A 22,572-nucleotide genomic window follows, 5' to 3' on the forward strand; every position below is an offset into this window, starting at 1 on the left:
CCACATCCCCCGCACCCGGGAAACGCCCCGCCATCCCCACGATCGCGATACCAGCGGACCCTGGCGTCTCCGGCCGGCTCACCGGTCCGCCTCCAGTCCGTCGACGAGAGCGGCGAGCGTCCGCACCGTCGGTCCTTCGTAGACGATGGTGAGCGGTACGGCCGCCGAGAGTTGCCGACGCAGGCGGTGCACCACCTGGAGCCCGAGGAGAGAACTTCCGCCGAGCTCGAAGAAGTTGTCGTGCATTCCCACGTCCTCCAGTCCGAGAAGGTCTTGCCAGATCCGGGCGATGTCGAGCTCGGTGGCACCGCTGGGGGCCACGTAGGGGTTGGACAGATTCGGACGCTCGTAGCGGTGCGCCGCGGGTTCGGTCTGCTGAGTCGAGCTCAGCCACGACGCGCGGCGTTTCTCCAGATCCTCGGTGGAGACGACGATCTGGGGCTGGCGGGCGGCGCCCAGGAGGCGGGCGGTCGCGTCGCGTCCCCTCTCGGGGGTCAGGGCGGGGCCGTGACCAGTGGCGCCCGCGGCCGACGAAGGGAACGACCAGGCCTCCCAGTTGACGCTCACCCAGGGGAGGCGGGAGCAGCCGCCGGACTGCGCGAAGGCGTCGAGGACCGCGTGGGCGGCAGCGTACGCGCCGAGTCCCGGTCCGCCGAGGAACGAGGCGACAGACGAACACAGCAGCGCGAAATCGGGTGTCTGGTCGGCCAGAATCTCGTCGAGGACATGCACGCCGGTGACCTTGGCGGCGAAGTGCCGGGCCGTCTCGTCCGCTCCCAGGTCCGCGATCTCCTGGTGGGCTTCCGGTCCGGAGACACCAGCGCAGTGCACGACGCCGTCGATCCGGCCATAGCGCAGGAGGACCGATGTTTTCGCCTTGTCCATCTCTGCGAGAACCGACACGTCAGCCCCCACCAGCATGACTTCGGCGCCGAGTGCCTCCAACTCCCGTACCGATGCGATGCGTTGCGCGTCGGTCTCGGCATGGCCGCGCTCGTCCCAGGACGATCGCGGCGGCAGTCCGGTCCGGCCGAGCAGCACGAGGCGTACCTGTTCCCGCTCGGCGAGCGTGCGGGCGATCTGCAGACCGAGTCGGCCCAGCCCGCCGGTGATCAGGTACACACCGTCGCGCTTGATCATCGGCACGTCCGTGGGCGGGGGCGAGGCGGGGAGACAGACCGGCTCCCAGAAGTGGCGTCCACGCAGTGCTCGGGTGCGCCCGCCGGAGTCCGTGGAGAGGACGCCCAGCAGCCGCTCGGTCACGGCGGTCACCTGTTCCGGGCCGTTGATCAGCAGATCCAGGTGGGCGCAGTCGAGCAGCGGATACTCCTGGGGCAGTACTGTGCACAGCCCCTGGGCCGCAGCCTTGGGTGGGCAGAGGTCCTCATCCCCGAGGACCTGGCAGACCTCGGTGGACAGCACGTCCCAGCGCTGTTCGACGGTGTGCAGTTCGCTTTCGGTGGCCTGCGCCCAGTGCACGAGGCTCCCGAACGCGCGGTCCAGCAGTGTGGCCGACGTGCCATCGGCGTCCGCTCCCACGCCCCAGCAATGCACCACGCGGTCGGGCAGTGTGTCGTCCGCCCGCAGGGCCCCGGCTAGGCGGATGTACTGCTCCGGGTCCGCCGGATCAAGGGCGTAGCCTCCGTCGCCGTCCTCCTGCCAGACCGGACCGATCGACACGGTGCGTACGACGGCTCCCAGCGCCCGGAACCGGGCCGCCAGCCCGGCGCCGACCCCGTGGCCGTCGAGGAACACCAGCCATCGTGGCGTGCCAAGGTCTATCGGCTCGGCGGTGCCCATCACGGCGATCTGCCGCTGCCAGGACGGGACGTAGAAGCAGTCCGACGGCTCCTGGTCCAGTGCGGTGTCGGCCGGGGCGGCACCGGAACCACCGCCGAGCCGGTAGGTGACCTGCTCGAAGGGGTAGGCCGGCAGCGCGGTCCGCCGGGCGGCGGGGAGGGCCGGGAACGGATACGTATGGCCAGCGAGCCAGAGCCGTCCGGCCGCAGTAAGCAGCGCGGCCCGGTCGGACTGTCCACCGAAGGCACCGGGCAGGGACGGCACCACCAGCCGGTCGGCCGGGGCGTCGGTGTGCTGGAGCACGTCGGGGACCAGGGTCCGGCCAGGACCGAGCTCGACCAGCATGATCCCTGGGACGGACCACAGTGTCTTCACCCCGTCGGCGAAACGCACGGTGGCACGGACGTGACGGGCCCAGTAGCGGGGATCCGTCGCCTCCTCCTCGGTGATCCAGTTTCCGGTGAGGTTCGAGACGAAGGGGATCGTCGGCGGCTTCAGTTCCACCTGGCACAGCAGTTCGTACAGGGGTTCCACCACCGGGTCCGTCATCGGCGAGTGGAAGGCAAGCCGTGTGGGCAACCGGCGGTGGACGACGTCGTCCTGGTCCAGTCGCGCCTCGACCCGTTCGATCGCCTCCCTGGTGCCGGACAACACGCATGTCTCGGTGCTGTTCACCGCCGCCAGGCACACGTCGGTGTCGATGTAGCGGGCAGCGGCGTCCTCGGGCAGCGGGACGACGAGCATCGCGCCCTCGCCCTGGGTCTCGACGAGCCGTGCCCGTTCGACCGTCAGGCGCAGGGCGTCCGGCAGGGAGAAGACTCCGGCAACGCATGCGGCGACGTACTCCCCCAGGCTGTGTCCGATCATCGCCTCGGGCCGCACGCCCCACGAGGCCCAGAGCTGTACCAGCCCGTATTCCAGGGCGAACACGGTCGGGTAGGCAAGGTGCGGCCGGTCGAGCAGGCCGTCCGTGTCGTCCGGCTGGAGGAGCATCCGGCTCATGTCGAAGGTCTGCGCGGTGCCTCCGTCGGCCGTGGTGTCGGGGGTGAACATCAGGGGGCGGATGTCCAGCCCGAGAATCGGGGTGATCAGCTCCGCACACCTGTCAACGGCTTCGGTGAACACCGGTTCCTGCTCGTACAGTTGCCGGGCCATGCCCGGGAACTGACCGCCGATGCCGGCGAACATGAAGCCCACCGGGCGATCGGCCATGTCCTCGGCGCGGGCACTGAGGAGTCGGCCTGCCTCGCGGTGGTCGAGTGCCTCCAGCGCGTCGTCGACGCTGTCGCACACCAGAGTGCGGCGGTACGGGAACGCCTGCCGCCCCTCTCGTAGGGTGAAGGCGATGTCTTCCAGCGGCTGTTCGCGATGGGCGCGCAGATGCTCGTAGAAGCGGTCGGTGACGGCGTCGAGGGCCGACGGGGTCTTGGCTGACAACACGAGGATGTGTTCCCTGTGTTCCGGTCCGCTGTGCGACCGCGGTGCCAGGACCGGCGGCTGTTCGAGGATGACGTGCGCGTTGGTACCGCCGAGCCCGAAGGAGCTGACCGCGGCGCGGCGAGGCCCGTCGTCCTCGGCCCAGCGCGACAGCTCGGTGCTGACCCGGAACGGGCCGTGGTCCAGATCGATCCGTGGGTTGGGGCGTTCGAAGTGCAGCGTGGGCGGGAGCATCCCGTGCTCCACGACGAGGGCGGCTTTGATGAAACCAGCGACCCCGGCCGCGATGTCGAGATGCCCTATGTTGGGCTTAGCCGAGCCGAGCACACAGTGGTGGTGGGGTACGTCGGCGTAGGCCGAGGTCAGCGCGGAGACCTCGATCGGGTCGCCCAGGATCGTCGCCACGCCGTGTACCTCGACGTACCGGATGCTGTCGGCGCTCACATCCGCGTTGGCGAGCGCGGTGGAGATAACGTCGGCCTGGGCGACGGCGCTGGGAGCGGTGAAGCCAGCCCGCCGGGAACCGTCGTTGTTGACCGCGCCGCCCTTGATGACGGCGTGAATGTGGTCCCTGTCGTTGACCGCGTCCTTGAGGCGTTTGAGGACGACCATCCCGACGCCCTCACCGGCGACTGTGCCTTCGGCGCGGGCATCGAAGGTGCGGCAGTATCCGTCCGGCGAGTAGAGGCCATCCGGGCTGTAGAGATACCCCTTGCGCCGCGTCTGGTTGACGGCGGCCCCGCCTGCGAGGGCCATGTCGCACTGGTAGTCCAGCAGACCTTGGCACGCCTGCACGATTGCTACCAGGGAGGTGGAGCAGGCTGACTGGACGTTAATGCTCGGGCCCTGAAGGCCCAGCTTGTACGACAGCTTGGTGGCGAGGAAGTCGTGCCGGTTCCCGATGCCCACGCGCTTGTCGTCCATGATGTCCGCAGCAGTAAGGTGCGTGGCCACGTCGGTGAATACGTAGGAATTGAAGCCCGCACCGGCGTAGACGCCGATCAGCCCCCCGTAGCGCTGCGGGTCGTAACCGGCGGACTCCAGCGCCGTCCATCCGCACTCCAGGAGCACCCTGTGCTGCGGGTCCATGAGTTCGGCTTCCCGGGGCGAGTAGCCGAAGAACCCCGCGTCGAACGCGTCGCTGTCCTCAAGGAGATAGCCGACGGGCACGAAGCCGGGGTCGGTGAGCAGGGCAGGGTCGACGCCCCGTTCGCGCAGTTCCTCCTCAGTGAACTCGGCCCGGGAGCAGACTCCCTCCAGAAGATTGCTCCAGTACTCCTGGACGGTGCGCGCCTTCGGAAACCGTCCGGCCATGCCGACGATGGCAATGTCGAGAGAGCCCTCGAAGGCGTCGGTCGTGCTCATGAGCGGCTCCGCCGGGCACGGAGCTGCTCGTTGCGCCGCTTCAGCAGGGCGTTCTGCTGTTCGCTGTGCCGACGGACCGGTTCCGCCGGCACAGCGGCCTGGTCCGAGGACTTAAGCAGTTCCGCCTGGCTCCGGACGGTCGCGTAGGTGAACAGATCGAGCATGCTGACGCTCCGGTCGGAGGCCCGTTGCAGGCCCTGCTGGAGGGTAACGAGCATCAGGGAATGACCTCCGGCGTCAAAGAAGTTCTGGTCGATGCCCGACACCTCGGTGTTCAGCACTGTGCGCCAGACCTCGGCCACCAGTTGCTCCCACCGGCCGGACGACGGCACGGCGGTCCCGGCGGCTGGCGCTGGTGGCGGCGGCAGAGCGGCTCGGCTCACCTTGCCGTTGCCCGCCAGCGGCAGTGCGTCCATGACGACGACCTGGGGAATCATGTGGGCGGGGAGCCGTTCACGCAGCCGGTCGTCGAGAGCGGAGACCCGGAACGACGCGCGGGTGTGCGGTTCCACGTACGCCGCCAGTCGCCGCTCTCCGGGGGCGTCCTCGCGCAGGACCGTCACCGCGTTGCGCACCTCGGGGTGGCTCCTGAGCACGGCGTCGATCTCGCCGAGGGCGATGCGGAAACCGCGCAGCTTGACCTGGTCGTCGCGACGGCCCAGAAAAGCGATCATCCCGTCGGGGAAGCGACGCCCGAAGTCGCCCGTGCGGTACACGCGTTCCGTGGGTTCGCCGCACAGCGTGTCCGGCATGAAGGCCTGGGTATTCAGGTCGTCACGGCCGTGGTAGCCGCGTGCGACGCCATGCCCCCCGATCGCGATCTCTCCGGCCACTCCGGCCGGCACCGGCCGGCCCGCCGCGTCGACCACGTGCACCTGGGCGTTGGGGAGGGGAAAGCCGATCGGGGCGGTGTCCCAGTCGCCCTCCAGGCAGTCGCTCACGGTGAGGGTGAGGGCGCCGACCGTGGTCTCCGTCGGGCCGTAGTGGTTGAACACCCGGCAGTCGGGATTCTCCCGTTGCAGTTCCCGCAGCCACTGCCAGTCCGATGCCTCGCAGCCCACTACAAGCCGCTTGCGGGGGAAGAGTTCCCCGAACCGGGGCGAGGACTGCAGGCTTCGCAGATGAGATGGGGCGATCTTCAGGCAGTCTATGCCCCATCGGAGCGCCCAGTCGGCGAACGCGTCGGGGTCCACGGACCGTTCCCGGGACAGGAGTTGGGCTTCGCCGCCGGTGCAGAGGGGCGGCATCAGGGCGGTCACGCTGGAGTCGACGGACAGCGGCTGGACGACCGCCCACTTCATGGGCGTGTCGATATCGAGCCGCGTGAGGATGGCCTGGACGTAGCTGACGAGGTGCCGGTTCTCGACCACCACGCCCTTGGGGAGACCGGTCGTGCCCGAGGTGTAGAGCAAATAGGCGGCGTCAGTGAGCGCCGAGGGGGACACCGGCGGGTTGTGTGCCGGGCGGCCATCGACCACGGACCAGTCGGCGTCGAGCACGATCGCGGGAGGGCCTGAAGCCGACTCAGGCGCCGGATCGCCGGCAGCCGTCACGATCTCGGCCACGACACCGGCGTCCCGCAGGATCGCCTCCCTGCGCGACGCTGGCTCCCGCACGTCGACGGGTACGTACGCACCGCCCGCTTTGAGGACGGCCAGCAGGGCGGCCACCGTGCGGGTGTCACGGTCCGCGCGGATGCCCACTGCCGTGCCCGGACCGACCCCCCGCTCCCGCAGCAGGTGCGCCAGTTGGTTGGAGCGCCGATTGAGCTGCCGGAACGTCAGCTCTCCGTCCTCGGCGCGTACGGCCGTACGCTTGGGCGTCCGCTCGGCCTGCGCCTCGAAGAGTTCGTGGAAGGTGCGGCTCCCCGGTGTTACGGAGATCCGGTTCAGCGCGTCGAAGACGCTTGCTTCCTCGGCGGTGAGCATGTTCAGGGCCTCCACCGGGCGATCGGGGTGCTCGCGCACCCCCTCGGCAAGCGTCAGCAGGTGGCCTACGGCACGCCAGGCTGTGGCCTCGTCGAAGACGTCCGGTGCGAACACAAGATGGCCCGTCACCTGGTCGCCGTCCTGGAGGAGGATGAGCTCCAGGACGGCGCCGCTGCCGACGGCTCCCTGGTGGGCGGGCGCCGGATCGGCGACACGGCCGTACGTGAACTGCGGCGATGCCGCGGCGCCGTCGGCGTCGGCAGGTTCGATCACGGCCGCCCGTACGGCGTCGACCAGATGGGAGAAGGAGCGGTCAGCGGCGAGGTCCAGGCGGATCAGGTACGTCCCGTCCCCCTCGCTCGAGGACGCGGCGGGCGTCCAGTGGTCCCCGTCCCGGTCAGCCGATACGGCGACGGTGATGTCGGTCCGCCCGCTGTAGCGGTGCAGGAGCAGCCCGTACAGGGCCAACATTGCCGCGGGCAAGCCACCGCGATCCTTTCCCAGGGACCGCAGCGCCGCCGCCGACGTCGCGGGCAGGCGCAGGGCGACGGATCGCCTGGCCGGAGCGCGCCCGGGTGACGCCGGTCGATCCCAGGGGAGCTCCAGGACCGATGTCGGCTTCCCGTTCCGTGCGGCAAAATCCTTTTGGACGCTGCCGGGGCGGCAGTTGTCGTCGGGGTGTACAGGAAACGTCATGGATCCCCCAGGGAGTCTGGACCGAACCACACCAGTGGTGCCCAAAGGTCGTCAGTTTTGTCGGCATACTTCCTGGCCGATGTCGCGCAGGGGGGCAAGGCTCAGGTCACTGATGCGCCGCACCGATTCGTCCGCCATCTCCAGCAGGCCCGCCTCTATCGATGCGGCCAGAACGGCCGGCTGCTGCCCCGGCAGATACTTCTCGCTGGCACCGACCCCAATGAACAGTCCCCTCTCGGCCGCTACCCGCAGATGGAAGTTCGGTCCGATGCGTTGTCTGGATCCGCGCCAGTCCACCGATTTCCACAGGGGGGAGTCCAGCGCGGGTTCGCCGTCCCCCTTGCCCAAGAAGTTGTAGTGCAGCGAGAAGTGGGTCGGATTCGTCTCCGGTACACCAGATTCATTCAGTCGATTCTTCAGGGCATCCACATCAAAGTGGCCGTTGAAATAGGAGTTCAGGCTCTGGCGGTATACGGCGCTGATGAACTCGGAGGGCGACATGTCTCCGTCGGCCCGAAGGGTCAGCGGCGCGCACTGGTTGAGAGAGCTGACCATAGACGCCCAGGGTTCCTCCAGGCGATTGGCCGTCATCAGCCCGAAGGTGATGCTGTCCTGCTGCTTCGTCCGCATCAGCGCCAGCGAGCCGGCCGCCAGCACCACCGACTGCACGGACACATTCAGTCGGCGGGAAATCTCATCGGCGGACCGCATTCCGTCGAGGCTGTAGATCATGGCCCGTCGGCGTCGGCTGATGTCCCCGGGATCGCGGTCCTCGGCAAGGTGGTTTCCCCACTGCCCGATCCAGTACTCGACCGGCTTGTCGCCGCGTCCGTCGTTCTGCTGGGCAAGCGCTAGGTCGACAGGCTGGGGTTGCGGTCCCAGGACTCCGCCCTCGACCAACGCGCCGAACTGCTGCTCAAGGATCCGCACCGCGCCGTTGTCCGCGGCGATGTGGTGGATGACGGCCACGAAGTACACCGCGTCGCCCTGCCAGGTCGCAACGAACGCCGTCCAGGGCACCGGGGTGTCGACAGCGATGGGCTCCGCGGCCCGGGTCGCGGACACCTCCGCCACCGCGGACAGTGTGTCCTGGGCGAGTTCGACGGTGGGCACCGGGAAGGGCTGGTAGGCGTGGACGATCTGTTCCAGTCCGTCACGGCCCTCGCGGTAGCTCGTGCGGAGCGATTCGTGTGCCCTGACCAGTTCCTGCCAGGCGTCCACTGCGTGCAGCACGTCCGTCCACGCGGGCAATTCCCAGATGTTGACGAGATTCGCCACCGTCTGCCCTGCCGGGCCGTAGACCTCAAGCGAGCGCAGCACCGACAGCTGACCGTAGGTTAGCGGCCCTCGTCGTTCCACGGTCATCGGACTACCCCTGCCCTTTCGCCTGTCATACCTTCAGCCTTCTCGGACGGGTACGCGTAGTCGAATTTTTCCCGGAGCACTGTAAGTACCCAACGAACGCCCAACTGGATGCGTTCTGGCCCTTAGAAGGCACCTCCCGGTGTGCCCTCAGGGCAACCTCAATGACTTTGTGAAGGTCACTTGTCTGGATGTGGAGACGGCCACGATCGAGGGCCACCAACCAATGAGGCCCAGAAGGATGGCATCGGTTAGACGGTGGAATAGCGAGGTGACCTGTGATGCTCAGCGCGGCGGTCTGTGGTAGTCGCCATGAGGCTGTGGTGCGCTGTGGAACGAGGAAGTACATGCGCCAGCCGTGCGGAGCAATAAGGACGGCGCCCAGCGACCCCTGTAATTCCTCTAAAGCCCTCAGGCCCAATGCGCTGGGCAGACGGATCGCATCCATGCCTTGCCTGCTGCGGCGACCTAGAAGCCGCAGATACTGTCGACCGCGCCACTCCAGAAGCCATCGGGCACGGGTCGGCACTCCGGCTACAGGTGAAGCTCCGATAGTGTGCCCGACATATGGCCGGGCACCCATCCCAGGCCGAGGTCGGCCTGCTTGCGGGAGCACGAATTCGGGTGGCGCTTCGACCTGGCCCGGTCGAAGGCCGCAGACCTTCCGTCGGAAAGTTCCGACGGCAGCGGCATGGCTGAACACGCTGGCGGGAAGCGGGCACGACATGACTGATTCGCCGTAAGACGACTAGGGCGCCTGCCTTGGTGTCATGCACCAATGTCACCGAGGTTGCTTCCGCCGGCGCATCTCGGATCGTTGCTTATTGGCTCCAAACGGCTCGGCCTGGACTCACTGCTTCTAGTTTGGACTGAAGCTACCCAACTCAGATATCTCTGGGCTTGGTCGGAGTCGCCCTCCACCTTTCAGTCGGCAGCCATGGCTTGCGGGCTGGGCCTGGGGGGGGCAGGCAACCCTTTCCCGTTCGGTGACTCCTCCGTCCGGCAGAGACACGTGGTCATGCGCCTCCCGATCCCCGGCGTCGGAGTTCATCGCGGCTCGAGCTCGCGATGATCCAGCGCGCACTGCAGCGCCAGTTTTGTTGCCCTTGGGCGGCGCGCATGGTCGATGGCTCGCATGATGAGCTGACGCGGATGTAGATCTGGGCATGCCGCCTCCCTCGCCTTTCGGTGTACAACGGGCGGGTGGATCACAGTGCGCCGTAATCATTGCTACCGCGCGCCTGAAATGTCAATGGAGGCTGCCTAACCATGCAGGGAAACTTGACACTCCTGGCTGTGGCGCGGCTGACCGGATACCCTCGCGTGAGCCTCGGCTCCTGATCAGACGACACCCCCAGGAGAACGCTCGGTGGCAGCAGACGCCTACGCCCAACTAGCCAGAACCCTTGAGCGCATCACCCATGCCGCTGGCCAGTCGGCCCGACTGGCCGTCGTGCTCAATGTGGGCGACCTCTCGCGCCGCACCGCGATCCCCGAGGAGGTCGTTGCCTCCCTGCTCGACGGCAACAAGGCTCCGGACACCGCTCTGGCCGACCGTGTGCGGCAACGGCTTGATTTCGTACGCGAATCACATAGGCGACCCGACGGCAAGCGCTACTCCCTGGACGAACTGGCCGGCATCGCCGGGGTTACCCGGCAAACGATGAGCGAGTGGCGCAAGAGCGGCGTGCCCAGTCTGGAGTCCGCCGACCGACTGCGCCGATTCTTCGGCCTGCCCGCCGGCTTCCTCACGGCCGATGAACCCGAGGCCCTGGACGCCGCACTCCAGCCAGTGGTGCAGGAACTGGAGGCCAAGTCGGATCCGCTGGCCGCACTGCGAACGCCCGGCTTCTACCGCCTAGCCCAGCGCGCCCCGCACATGTCGCGCCGCAAGCTGCACGCCCTTGCCGAATGGGCAGAAATGATCACAGAGCGGGAAGCCGAAGACGACGAGGAACTCTGACGATCCGCACCACTGCACGCCGGGGAGCACCTCTCGCAGTCCCGTGTCATCGCCTGTGGAGCACCTTTTCAGCCAACCCTGCTCTGCCACCGCATCCGCTTCCCGCGCTACATCCCCTTTCCTCCCCCTCAGCTTTTCACGCACGCGAGTGGAGGAGGTGGCTGAAGTGACGTCCGCCTTGGCATATTTGCAGTCGGACGTTGCAGCATGGCCGCCCCTAGGCGGCGTCGAGCACCGGTTGTAGTCCTCCCGGCGCCGAACACTCAAAACACTCTCGGGGAGAATGGTGCGTACGAGCAAGGCGATGCGTCGGTTAGCTGACGCGCTCATCGATCCCATCCAGGTCCCGGTCCCTGCCGACCCCGAGGGACTGTTTGACGCGCTGATCGACTCCGTCAGCCAGTGGCGGGGGCGCACCGTCTACGTCCACAGAAAGGCATTTCCCCCTCACACCGCGAGCGGACTCTGGCTGGAGCGCGCGACATACGACGACGTCATCGTCGACGCTCGTGCCGCCAAATGGCACCAGATCGTCATCTTCTGTCACGAGGTGTGGCACATGAGTGAAGGAGGCGTGCTCGCATCACATCCCGTCCCCGGGGAACCTCTCCAGCCAGCGGCGGCCCGAACCGACTTCAGCGTGGCTGATGAGCAGGTTGCCGACCAGTTCGGCATGTTCATGGGCCGTCGTCTGCGTGCCTGGCTGGAAGCCTCAGCCGATTCCGTCTATGCCGCCCAGGGCGGCTCCCCCGACGACCTCTCCGGGCGTATCGGTGCAGCCCTCAACTACCGTGGCATTCGCCGATGAGCGGCACGATCAACTACATCAGCTGCGGCGTGCTGTGGCTCGGCCTGACCCTGAAGGTTCCCGACCTGGTCCGCCACCGGCGTGATCCGTTTCTGCTCGCCGTCTGCGCTCCCCTGGGACTGGCTGGCCTCTCCTTCCTCCTCGGCGCCGCACCGACCGTCGGCGCCATCAACCGGATCAGCGGCATCCCCAACCTCGCGGCCCCGCTCACCTACGCATCGATCACCGCCTACAGCGCCGCGTCCCTGGTTTTGATCGTGTACTGGCGGGGAGGGGACCACGTGCAGCGGACCTCACGGCGCTGGATCACGGGGTACGGGATTGTTCTTCTCGGCATCGCGGCAGCCTTCCCCTTCGGCGACGCGCCTGTGGAGCGCCGCACAGACCTCGACACCTACTACGCCACCACGCCGTACATCCGCGAAATGATCATTCTTTACCTGATCGGACACCTTGTGGCGGCCGGCGCGACCACGGCGCTGTCGCTGAGGTGGGGGCGCGAGGTCCATGGCTGGCTACACGCGGGACTCCTGACGCTGGGCGCAGGCTCGGCCTTCAACGCCTGCTACAGCGTCTCGAAACTGATCGCCGTCGTCGCCCGCTGGTTCGGGCGAGACTGGTCAGCCCTCAGCACAACCGTCTCACCAGCCGTCGCCGGGCTGGGCGCGCTCCTGTCCGTAGCGGGGATCCTCATCCCACTGGCCGGACCACAGCTGACGACCTGGGAGCGCTCCAGACGGGCCTACAAATGCCTTGGCCCGCTGGAACGGGAGCTCGACGAAATCCTCACACGCGAGGCCCTGCGGCTTCCCCGCCCCCGCAGGGCCTCCCCGGCCACGCGGCTGATGTGGCGTCAGACCAGTATTCACAACGCGCTGAGCTATCTGGATGTCTTCTTCGACCGGGCTCTGTTCGAGCAGACCCACTCGGCCTCTCTGCGCGAGACGGGAGACTGGGAGAGGGCCGAAGCAGCCGCGTGGGCTGCGGTGATCACCGCAGCCGTCCACAGGGCGACCGATCCGGGGGACACTCCCGCTGCCCCCGCCGAGACCGACCGTTTCTTCAGCCCGCCTCCTGGATCAGCATCGCTCCTCCTGCAGATAGCCGACGAACTGGCCGCTTCGACCCGTGTTGCAGCCACCCCCGTCCGCCTTAACCCAACGACGAAGGGCACGGCATGAGTCGGCCATCCGGCGCCCCCAACCCAACGGTCGCCGCGCGCAGGCATGAACGGGAATGCCGGGCATGAGCTTTGTCGTGTATCTCGCAGCCAGCGCATTCGCAGCAGTGTCCGTTCTGCTCTTCCGCCGACCACGCAAGGCACTACGAGATCCGCTGACCGCGTCCACCTGTGTGGCCATCACACTCGGCTCGCTGGTTTTCATCTGTTCGGCGCCACTCACTCTCGGCGCCGTCAACCGCCTCACCGGTATAGCGAACTTTGGGGCCCCGCTCACCTACAGCATGCTCTCGGCCTACAGCTGCTCCCTCCTGATACTGCTGTTCACCTGGCGAGGCGGACCGCCAGGGACGGTACGCCGCATGGCCCTGCGCTGCATCACCGCGTACGGCACTGCCATCGTCGCGATCATTGCCCTGTTCATCCTGGCTGACGCCGACACCGAGCGGCTCACGGATCTCGACACGTACTACGCCAACGCCCCGTACATGCGCGAGATGATCCTTCTCTACCTGCTCGGCCACAGCACGGCGACGCTGGCGATCTGCACCGTCTGCGTCAAGTGGGCACGCGAAGTGGACGGCCTCCTTCGGACCGGACTTCGCGTGATCCTCGCCGGAGGGGTGCTGGACGGCGTGGGCTTCCAGCTGATGAAGTACACGGCCGTGGTGGCGGCTTGGCGGGGTCACGACCTCAGTGTCCTCTCCACCACCATCGCGCCGCCGATGGCGTCGCTCGCCGGCCTGATCTGCTCTGTCGGTTTTGTCCTGCCGCGGCTCCTGCCTCCGGCCGTCGCTCACTGGCGCAGCCTCGGCGACTACCGAAGGCTGGGACGGCTGTGGTCCGAAGTCGGCTTCGTGGCCATCGCTCCGAAGCCGCCCACCTCCTGGTGGCACCTCCCCCAAGACCGGCTCCACTGGCGTGAGGTATCCATCCACGACGCTCTGCTGGCCCTGGCACCCCACTTCGACGACCGGGTCCGTACGAGGGCGCTCGCCGCCGCCCTGGGACAGGGTTCGTCGCCGCACGAGGCCCGCGTCGCCTCGGAGGCGGCCATGCTCGCCGACGCCACGCGCCGCGCCGCCGCCCGCGAGGAGCCCCTGGAGACACCGAGCACGTACCGGTTCTACGCCACCGAAGTCTCCGGCGCCGAAGGACTGGTGGAGCTCGCGCAGGCCCTGGAGCACTCCCCGTCCTCACCGGCATCCGCAACGGTACGGTGAGGGCTTCCTATGGCTGACAACAAGGAGCCCCATGTCGCGTAGAGCTGTCGTCATTGGTGCCGGCCTGGCTGGCATGCTGGCTGCGGCGGCACTGTCCGCCGTCGTGGACGAAGTGATCGTGCTGGACCGCGACGAGCTGCCCGACGGACCGGAGCACCGCAAAGGACTTCCGCAGGGGCGCCACGCGCATCTCCTCATGCCGGGCGGCATCGCCGCCATGGAGGACCTCGTGCCAGGGGTGAGTATGCGCAGCCACCTCCTGGCCGCGGGCGCACACGAAATATCCCTCGCCTCGGGCATGCTCGTTCTCACCCCCGAGGGCTGGTTCCACCGCTGGCGCCACGACGACCACAACATGATCACTTGCAGCCGTGCGCTGCTGGACTGGACTGTACGCGTCGCCGTCCAGGCCAACTCGAAGGTCGAAATCCGCAAGGCCCAGGCCCTGGAGCTGATCGGTACCTGGCGGCGCGTCCACGGCGTCCGCATCAAAACCGCCATCGGTGAGGTCGGTCTTGACGCCGACTTCGTCGTCGACGCGAGCGGGCGCGGATCACGCATCGTGAAGTGGCTGGGCCTGCTCGGCCTGTTCGGCATACGGGAAAGGACCATCGACTCCGGACTGGTCAACGCCACCCGTATCTACCGCGTCCCCACGGGCGCCCAGGACTTCCCCCTCACGCTCGTACAGGCAAACCCCTACATCCGCCAGCCGGGCCGCAGCGCAACCGTCGTGCCCATCGAGGGCGACCGGTGGATGGTCAGTCTCGCCGGCACCCGGGGCGGCGAACCCCCGGCGGACCCCGAGGGATTTCTGCAGTACACCCTCGATCTCCCCCACCCCATCGTGGGACAGCTCATCTCCGGCGCAGAGCCGCTGACCGACGTATTCATCAGCCGCAGCACCAGCAATGCCCGCCGCTACCTGGAGAAGGCACACCACTGGCCCGAGGGCTTCGTCGTCCTCGGAGACGCTCTCGCCACCTTCAACCCGGCGTACGGACAGGGCATGTCCGTGGCGGCACTCGGCGCCCGGGCCCTCAGCCGGGAACTTCAGCGCGCAGATCTGGCCGTGCCGGGCCTTGCCCGCCGCGTTCAACGAGCGGCCACCAAGTCTGTCGACGCAGCATGGACCATGGCAGTCAGCCAGGACATCCTGTTCCCCGGGGTTCGCGGAGGCAGCCCGACCGTCGTGGACCGGACCGCGGCCCGGTTCGCTCGGCGCCTGACGAACGCGGCCACCGGCTCCTACAGCGCGGCTACAGCATTGTGGGACGTGACAAGCCTCAGCACCGGCCCTGCACGCCTCCTGCGGCCGGACACTGTCCTCGCCACCGTCAACGGCTCTCCGCTGCCCGCGCTGGCCGGGCCGCCTCTGACCGGTCATGAGCGGGAAGTCCTGCGCAGCCTCAATCGAACCTCGGGCTGACCCGCAGCAGCGGCGCTATGACCCGGGGCTATCAGGAATTAGTTCATGACACTCCGAGCCTTGACCCGCTCCGTCGGCATGTGCTCGCCATCGTCGCAACCGCCCACCTCCAGACCCACGACCTCGACCAAACACTTGCGGTCGGGCCTTCGCAACTCTGCTCGTAGGAGATGACACAGGTGTTGATCGAGGCGCCCAGTCGGCGGTGCGCGAGGTGGGCGCGCGTCCACGGCGAAACCGTTGACGATGGCCGTGTGCCGGGCGCAGATAATCAGTTCGGACCGTGCTCACGGACGGACGAGACGATGACATCGTCTCCCTGCTGAACCGCGAACGCTTACTCGCTCAGCAGCCCCGGATGCTAATCACGATCAGCCGCCATGTTCGAGAAATGTGCGAGAAGGCCGGATCCTGCCCAAAGTGGGTTTACGCGTTCCTGGCCCCGTCGGCCCTACGAACGGCTCAAGGCCACCGCCCTGCCGCTGCTCGGACATCGAGCGCGCGGAGGTACTGATGTCAGCGCCAACCCGTACGATCTGGACACGTGCGACACGTGGAACGGAAGTGACGAGTGGCGCCTCAACGAGCGTGGGCGATAGAGGATGTCGCCATTGGCCAGAGTGACCAGGATCTGTTCGATCACCGTTCGGTTGCCCAGCAGTTGGCCCGCACGGTCAAAGAGACCAACGGGTCTTTGGCAGTGGGCCTGATCGGGCCGTTCGGCAGCGGCAAGTCCTCCGTGGTGCGGCTACTGACGACCGAACTGGCCGTCAATTCCGACTGGGCAGTTCTCCACGTGAGCGCGGAGCACCACAGCGGCGTCGCCCGCGCACGCGCGTTGATGTACGCGTTGCTCAAAGCGGCCCATCAAAAGACGTTGATCAACGACGCCACCTACTTGAGCGAGCGGTCCTGCCTCGAGGGAAGCCGACAGCGCACCCTCCCGCGCGCGAATCATCAGGCCGACGCACCAGGGAAGGCTGCCTGGTGGCGATATCTGCGTGCAGCCAGCGCCGGCCTGGGCTGGGTACTCGCAATGCTCATGCTCCTGTGGCTGCTGGGGGTCGGCGCGGTCACCATCGTGCACCTACTGGGTGGGGGTCAGCGCGTTTCGGCCTGGACCTGGTTCGCACCGAGCGGAGCGGCGTCGTTGACGGGGGTACTGGTCAGTGCCGCCGCCATCGCAGCCGTCCTTGCCGCGGGCAGGGAGGGAGCGCTGCAATCATTGAAGGCCTACGAGATCACCGTGAGCAGTCCGCGGCCTGAGTCCACCGATGAGCTCGAACAAGCCTTCGCAAGGCTTCTGCTTAGCATCAACCGACGGTTGGTGATCGCCGTGGACGACATCGACCGGCTTGCCGCCTCGGACGTCCTTGACGCGCTCGCAACAGTTCGAAGCTTCCTTTTGACAGGCACGCAGCATCGCCATCAGCCGGTCTTCGTCCTCTCCTGCGACGAGGACATCGTGCGGGAGGCGATCATCGGAGTCCGGCCCGGACTGGCTCATCGGCCCAGCACGCCGGAGAGCCCCGGCGCGACTGCCGACGCATCTGCTGTTCCTGAGCCAAGTCAGACTCGGCAGGAGTCCGACGCCGCGGTGCGCAAGGCGACCGAGGAAGCCGCTCAGGAGTACCTGAACAAGCTGTTCACCCTTCGCATGGTGCTGCCCGCGCACTACGACGCGGATCTGCGGGACTACGCGGAAGAACTGCTCATGGGTGCCCCGCCGTTCCATCCCGTCGTCGAGGAACTCGGTGGGCCGACGCAGACCCGGACGCTGCTGGAAGTTCTCATCCACCGTCGGGTCCGCGATCCCCGCCATGTCATCCGACTGCTCAATTCCTTCTTCAGTGACTATCAGCTCGCCCGGCGTCGCGAACAGCCTGTCGGGACGCGTCCGGCGCGCATCGCACTCGGTGAAGTCACGGGATACCCCATCGCGCTGGCTCGTCTCACCGTGCTCCGCCATGACTTCCGGGATCTGTACGACGCCATTCACGCCGAGCACAGGCTGCTCCATCTCCTGGACGAAGCTCTGCTCGGCTCTCAGCAGGCCCTTGCAGATCCCCTCGTCGCTGTTTACCGGGCATCGAGCTCATCCGCGCGTCTCGACCTGGAGCAGAATCACGGCTTGGCTTTCCTCAACGCTACGGCCGCTCGGGCCCGCACCCAACGTCCGGCCCAGATCAGCCCGCTGATCACTTTGGGATCCTCCAAGGCCAGCCGTTTGCTTGGCCGCCGGATGGCAACAGAGATCGAATACGGTCTTGTGCAGCGGAACGGAGCCGCTCTCGCGACGCGTCTGGCCGAACGGGAGCAACGGGTACAGGTGATTGAAGCGGCCACAGCGTCGCTTGAGGCCGCCCGTCCAGGGCAAGACCTCGACAATGCCGTCGCTGCCGCCCTTGAAGCCCTCGGCTCTGTCTTGAGTCTTCTCGTCACGGCCCCGTCGGAGGAAGAGCAGCACGCAGTGCACGCGCTGACGGACTGCATCGTGCGCCAGTACGAGCGCCTCACCCTGCCTGCTCCCAGCCATCTACTGGTCCCGCTGCTCAGCCTGAGCGTACCTGCGCATCTACCGCGTCTGCGGCAAGCCCTGCTGCCGGTCCCCGACGACCGGGATGAGGCTCGAACCTGGGCTCTCACTCTCCTCGCCCTGCCCCCGGATGACACCTCTGCCTTCCTGGCGCCATCTCTGGACACGTATTTCAACGCTCTCGCCGGTGAAGGCGACAATCAGGACTTGTCCTTCTGGGAGGGCCAGAGCCACCAGCCGGACGTCAGCTCCTGGCCGCCCTCGGCGCTTGCCGCCTTGCTGATCATGGCGGGGCGGCATGACGACACCGACGTTGTGCGCCAGGTCGGCACGTTGATCACCACCCGCAGTGACGACCGGGCCTGGGGCCACACGGTACTGCTGGCCCTGCTGGAACTCCTGTCCTCCAGTGCTGCCGTACGCCGTAAAGCGGTCGAAATTCTCTCCTCCGCTCCCGTCCCCTCAGCCGACTGGGGGGACGGCATCGAGGACGGCGAAGCCGAGCTTCTGGCCACCCAAATCATTCAGGCCGTGGCCCAAGCCCTACAGGATGACGACGACGAAGACAGCATGCTCGCCACGATGAAGCTGCTTACACGATGGCTGCCCGCAGCTCAACAGCTCCCAGACGCGTCGCTCGCTCAACAGGCCATCGCCGACGCCACCGGCGTCGTGTCCTCTGTCCACACAGATCTCACGGCTGCCGCCGACGCGGTCGTCGAACGACTCGATGAGGAACCGGCCGCCACCTGCGTCACCGCGATGGCCACAGCACTTGCTGGCCACCGGGATCCCGACGATGCCATCGGCACCCACCTGCGCGATGCCCTGGTCAACTATCTCCGGCGTAGCGAGGGTTCAGAGGCCGAGGCCACCCACCATGCGGTCACCACCTGTATGACGGTTCTCACCGGAGAAGTGGAAGCGACCACCCCAGCCGGACGGTTCGCGCGCTCCACGCTGCCGATGCTGCTGACCACGAATCCCGGTGTGGGTATGACGGCCACTCTGATTCAGCGCCTGCACGGTTCCCTCACCACAAGCAACCCGCCCCACGCCCAAGAAGTACTGACCAGTCTTCACGTCCTTCTGCGTGATCCGGCGGCGCGCGACACCCAGCTCACCGCCGTGATCCAGCGGGTCCAGCAGTTCATGAACTCTGCTACCCCGGCTATCGCGTTGGATTTCGCCGCCCACTACATCACTGCGACCGCCGTAGACGTCAACTGGCTGAACTGGTTCGCCTCGCACTGGGCAAGCCTCTCGCCTTCCACCCGCAGTCTTGCCGCCGCAGCAGCCGAGCGCCCCGAACTCCAAGGCGTTCCCAGCCTGCGCGACTACCTGATCCAGCACCTGCTGGAGACCGAGGACACCAAACCCTGGCAGTACGCAGACGCCCTGTGGCGCCACCAAGCCTCCACAGACCAGCAAAGCAGCCTGCTGGCCCGGGCCGGCACGCGTTGCCCGGCACTCGCTCACTGCGCCGCCCAGGCAGACGCCGAACTCCTGTGCAATGCACTCGTCAAAGCCAACGAAGAGATCAGCGATGTGCTCACCATGATCCGGGAGGCTTCGGACTTCGACGACGGAGTCATGGTGTACCTGAACAACCGCTTGGAACAGCCCGAGTGGACACCTGCACTCGCCTCCGCCGCGATCACGCTGGTCAACGACCCAGCCGCTCTCTGGAAACACGTCTTGCCCTCTATGACCGAGGATCAGAGCAGCGCCACCCGAGCAACTGCGTTCATCGCCGCGCTCATCGAACATCACCCGGACTCGGTGCCCGATGACCTCGTCGCCAGCCTCACTCCCGTACTCCGCGAGGCAGAACCCCAGCTCGCCACAGCGATCGGCCACGCCATGCGCCCCCTGCCCAAGACGGCGCGGAAACTTCGTAGAGCCATGGACGGCTTCAGTAACACTCTTGCGCAGCGTGCGCGGAACGCCGCGTTCAAGGAGGCCAGTGGTATCTGATCGCCAACCGCTACCCCGGTGTTCGAAGAATCCTGCCTGCCGGGCATCGATCCGGGAAGGCCGTAGCACGGGCGCAGACGGACGAATCGATCTCGATCGTTCCGCGCTCGCGAAGTGGTGCGGGTGAGGTGTCCTGCCGACAGAGCGGGCACCATTTGGCTTCGCCTGTGTGTAGCGGCCATGAGCTGCCCGCGGATCTTGGTGCCGTCGACGGTGTTCATGCCGTTGCCACACCCGCTCGTTCCCATGGTGGGCAACATCGCCAGCGGCGTCCTTTACAGCCATACTGTGCACGCCGACGCCAGCTCCATGGGCGCTGCGGTGGCGTGGAGCTCGGTGGTTCGTACCCGACTGGATCTCGTTGGTCCTCGCCACCCGCTCCTGGTTCGGGCACAACCGCCTCTCGCCCCCCTCGCTCCACTGGCTGACCAGCCTGTACAGCAGGATGCGAGCGGGGCGGGCCTCCGCGTGAGCGTGGGTCATGGGCCGGAGCGACCCTTCGGGCTCCCTGGCCGCGTCCCATTCGGACGACATCCATAGGGATAATCGACGCCATGTTCGAGATCGGTCCCGACTCCGACACAGCGGCGGTGTACCGGGCGAGATTCGCCCGGCGTCTGCCCTCCAGTCTCACTGAACTGACCGGGCCCGAGCACGGCCCGGTCGAGTTGCCTCTGCACGTGGCGTGGTCAGGGCTGCGCGTCTTGGATCTGGACCGGCCTCGTCAGCGCATGAGCTTGTATCGGACTGTACTTGCCGAAGGTATGCGCGACGACCTGTGCCGCTTTCTCAACCGCGATGTGCTCCTGGACCTGTGGCCGACCATGTACACCCTCATCGGACGTGCTGTCAGGGAGGTCTGGGAGGACGCCTTTCCTGAGCTGAAGGCTGTCGGAGATTCAGTGCGTTGTGGCAAACCGGATCTTGTTCGAAGCCTGTGGTGCGGGTGATCATTCGGACAGAGATGCCAGTGTGGTCGTGGGCATGAAGAAACGGGCCCCTTGGTAGTGACGTGGTTGTTGAGGCCGGTCACGAGCAAGGAGACCCGTTGTCCGACGAGTTGACCATCCCTGCTGTACCCGCGTCCACCACGGTCACCCCGGAGTGTGACTGCTACGTGCACAGGTTCGATTCGATCGCTCCGGGACAGCGGGCGAGGTGCTATCCGAGTGACATGACGGATGCGGAGTGGGCCGAGGTCCGCTCCGCGGTGCCGGTGCCGGCCTGGCTGCTCAAGCGGGGAGGGCGCCCGGAGGGTACTGCCACCGAGAGATGCTCGACGCGGTGCGCTACCTGGTCGACAACGGCGTGAAGTGGACGGCCATGCCGGTCGACTTCCCGTACTGGCGGGCGGTCTACGACTTCTTCCGCCGCTGGCGGACCTACGACTATGCGCGTGAACTGTACGAACGCCTGCGACGTTCGGCGAGGGAACGCTCAGGCCGCAATGCCGAGCCCAGTGCGGGAGTCATCGACAGTCAGTCGGTGGACGCCTCCGAGACCGTCGGCGAGGACAGCCGCGGATACGACGGCGGCAAGTCACGTGACGGCCGCAAGCGTCACATCCTGACCGACACCGAGGGCCTGCTCCTGGAAGTGACCGTGACCACGGCCGATGTGCACGACTCCAAGGCCGCCCCCGCACTGCTGGAGACATTCATGAACCAGCCGGGCCGGCTGCTGCAACTGGTGTGGGCCGACAGCGCCTACCAGGGTCCGGCGCTGGCGAAGGCGTTCGCCCGCCACGGAGTCCGGACCGAGGTCGTGCGCCGCTCCGACGGGCAACGCGGATTTGTCGTCCTGGCCCGCAGGTGGGTGGTGGAGCGGACGCTGAGCTGGCTGGCCCGCTCACGCCGCCTCAACCGCGACCACGAACGCCGCCCCGACCACCACCAGCAGATGGTGTGGTGGGCCGCCGTGATCAGGCTGTCCCGGCGCCTGGCCGCAGACGCTCCGCGCTGGCCGGAGAAACGCCCCGCCCGACTGCTGCGGGCGCGGGCGTGAACCGTCCGTCCTCCGCCCGCACCAGCCAGCCCCGCTTCTCCAGCACGTAGGCACGGTGCCGGATCTTCTCCACCTCGTTCTTGATCTCCGCTTCCCGGCCCACCGCCCGCGTCAGTTCCACCCCGTTCACCGGCCCCGACGCGGCCACCACCGCGGCGAACACCTCCCGATACAGGCCGCTGAGCACCTCCTCGCCCATGCCCGACCCCCACACCGACGGCCGCTCGCCATGCCCCGCGCCGGGGCCGCTCGATCCCACGGCGGCAGCCGCCTCACCACCGGACGGCACGGAAACCGGCGTATTCACCGGGCTTTCCTCGGCCAGCACCGACACGAGCTCCTCACGCCCCACCCGGGCCCGCTCGACTCGCTCCCGCGCGGCATCCACCTCCGCCTGAGCCTGCTCCAGGACCTCCGTCCAGGACTCCAGATCCTGCCTCGCCCGCACCTCACGCCGTTCCATCAACCCCAGCACCGGCGGCATCGCGCCTCCTCGATCAACAACAAGCCGCCCGCTGCCTGCCCCTACGCCGTCGCGATCATGCCCCGCACACGAAGAAGCCCCTGCTCATCAAACAGGGACTCCCTTTGCCACAACGCACTCAGCCTGATCTGCCCGAACTGGCCACCACACCGGACAGATCAGGGAAGTACCCGCCGTGGTCCGTTCTCCTCATTCCGAGCGGCGGTCATGAGACGCGGGCCCGTGCCGCCAATTGCCCAATAACCGTAAGCCCGCAGCACTGGGCATGCCCAGCCCGGCGAAGTACGAACATCGCGCATCATCCGCCGATCCGCTACGGGATCGGCGGTCATGTCCCGCCGAGTGGTGTAGCCGATCAAGTGGCGGTCGTGTTGGTGGTG

The 22,572-nt window shown here is 67.2% G+C and carries 12 protein-coding genes; 8 read left to right on the plus strand and 4 right to left on the minus strand.

Annotated features, from left to right (window positions below; all coding sequences use genetic code 11):
- Positions 1 to 78: 78 nt before the first annotated feature.
- From RB628_RS33225 to RB628_RS33235, 3 genes are all read right to left on the minus strand, one after another.
- Positions 79 to 4,602, minus strand: coding sequence for a type I polyketide synthase (locus RB628_RS33225; protein ID WP_318324335.1), 4,524 nt, complete (start codon positions 4,600 to 4,602; stop codon positions 79 to 81).
- Positions 4,599 to 7,013, minus strand: coding sequence for an amino acid adenylation domain-containing protein (locus RB628_RS33230; RefSeq protein ID WP_318324336.1), 2,415 nt, complete (start codon positions 7,011 to 7,013; stop codon positions 4,599 to 4,601). The genes RB628_RS33225 and RB628_RS33230 overlap by 4 nt, the downstream gene beginning before the upstream one ends.
- Before the next feature lie 264 nt (positions 7,014 to 7,277).
- Positions 7,278 to 8,591, minus strand: a complete 1,314-nt coding sequence (locus tag RB628_RS33235; protein ID WP_318324337.1) for a condensation domain-containing protein — start codon at positions 8,589 to 8,591, stop codon at positions 7,278 to 7,280.
- 1,366 nt (positions 8,592 to 9,957) lie between these two features.
- Here RB628_RS33235 and RB628_RS33240 point away from each other — a divergent pair.
- The 8 genes from RB628_RS33240 (at position 9,958) to RB628_RS33275 (ending at position 21,708) form a co-directional block, all read left to right on the plus strand.
- Entirely contained in the window at positions 9,958 to 10,551 is a 594-nt protein-coding gene (locus tag RB628_RS33240; RefSeq protein WP_318324338.1) for an XRE family transcriptional regulator, read from the plus strand.
- 286 nt (positions 10,552 to 10,837) lie between these two features.
- Positions 10,838 to 11,359 carry a toxin gene (locus tag RB628_RS33245; protein WP_318324346.1) on the plus strand — a complete coding sequence of 174 codons (522 nt, stop codon included), beginning with the start codon at positions 10,838 to 10,840 and terminating at the stop codon, positions 11,357 to 11,359.
- Positions 11,356 to 12,540 carry an MAB_1171c family putative transporter gene (locus tag RB628_RS33250; protein ID WP_318324339.1) on the plus strand — a complete coding sequence of 395 codons (1,185 nt, stop codon included), beginning with the start codon at positions 11,356 to 11,358 and terminating at the stop codon, positions 12,538 to 12,540. Before RB628_RS33245 ends, RB628_RS33250 begins: the two co-directional genes overlap by 4 nt.
- Positions 12,541 to 12,604: 64 nt before the next feature.
- Positions 12,605 to 13,762 (plus strand): MAB_1171c family putative transporter, encoded by a 1,158-nt coding sequence (locus tag RB628_RS33255; RefSeq protein ID WP_318324340.1) that lies wholly within the window; start codon positions 12,605 to 12,607, stop codon positions 13,760 to 13,762.
- A 31-nt stretch (positions 13,763 to 13,793) separates the two neighbouring features.
- Entirely contained in the window at positions 13,794 to 15,191 is a 1,398-nt protein-coding gene (locus tag RB628_RS33260; RefSeq protein ID WP_318324341.1) for an NAD(P)/FAD-dependent oxidoreductase, read from the plus strand.
- 571 nt (positions 15,192 to 15,762) lie between these two features.
- Positions 15,763 to 19,704 carry a P-loop NTPase fold protein gene (locus tag RB628_RS33265; protein ID WP_318324342.1) on the plus strand — a complete coding sequence of 1,314 codons (3,942 nt, stop codon included), beginning with the start codon at positions 15,763 to 15,765 and terminating at the stop codon, positions 19,702 to 19,704.
- A 554-nt stretch (positions 19,705 to 20,258) separates the two neighbouring features.
- The gene (locus RB628_RS33270) at positions 20,259 to 20,654 is read left to right on the plus strand and encodes a hypothetical protein (protein ID WP_318324343.1); all 396 of its coding nucleotides are present in this window, start codon (positions 20,259 to 20,261) and stop codon (positions 20,652 to 20,654) included.
- Between the two features lie 322 nt (positions 20,655 to 20,976).
- Positions 20,977 to 21,708 carry an IS5 family transposase gene (locus tag RB628_RS33275; RefSeq protein ID WP_318324344.1) on the plus strand — a complete coding sequence of 244 codons (732 nt, stop codon included), beginning with the start codon at positions 20,977 to 20,979 and terminating at the stop codon, positions 21,706 to 21,708.
- Here RB628_RS33275 and RB628_RS33280 read toward each other — a convergent pair.
- Positions 21,626 to 22,192 carry a hypothetical protein gene (locus RB628_RS33280; RefSeq protein WP_318324345.1) on the minus strand — a complete coding sequence of 189 codons (567 nt, stop codon included), beginning with the start codon at positions 22,190 to 22,192 and terminating at the stop codon, positions 21,626 to 21,628. The two genes, RB628_RS33275 and RB628_RS33280, sit on opposite strands and share 83 nt — an antisense overlap.
- Positions 22,193 to 22,572 lie beyond the last annotated feature (380 nt).

Source organism: Streptomyces sp. ADMS (assembly GCF_033441795.1).
Lineage (GTDB): Bacteria > Actinomycetota > Actinomycetes > Streptomycetales > Streptomycetaceae > Streptomyces.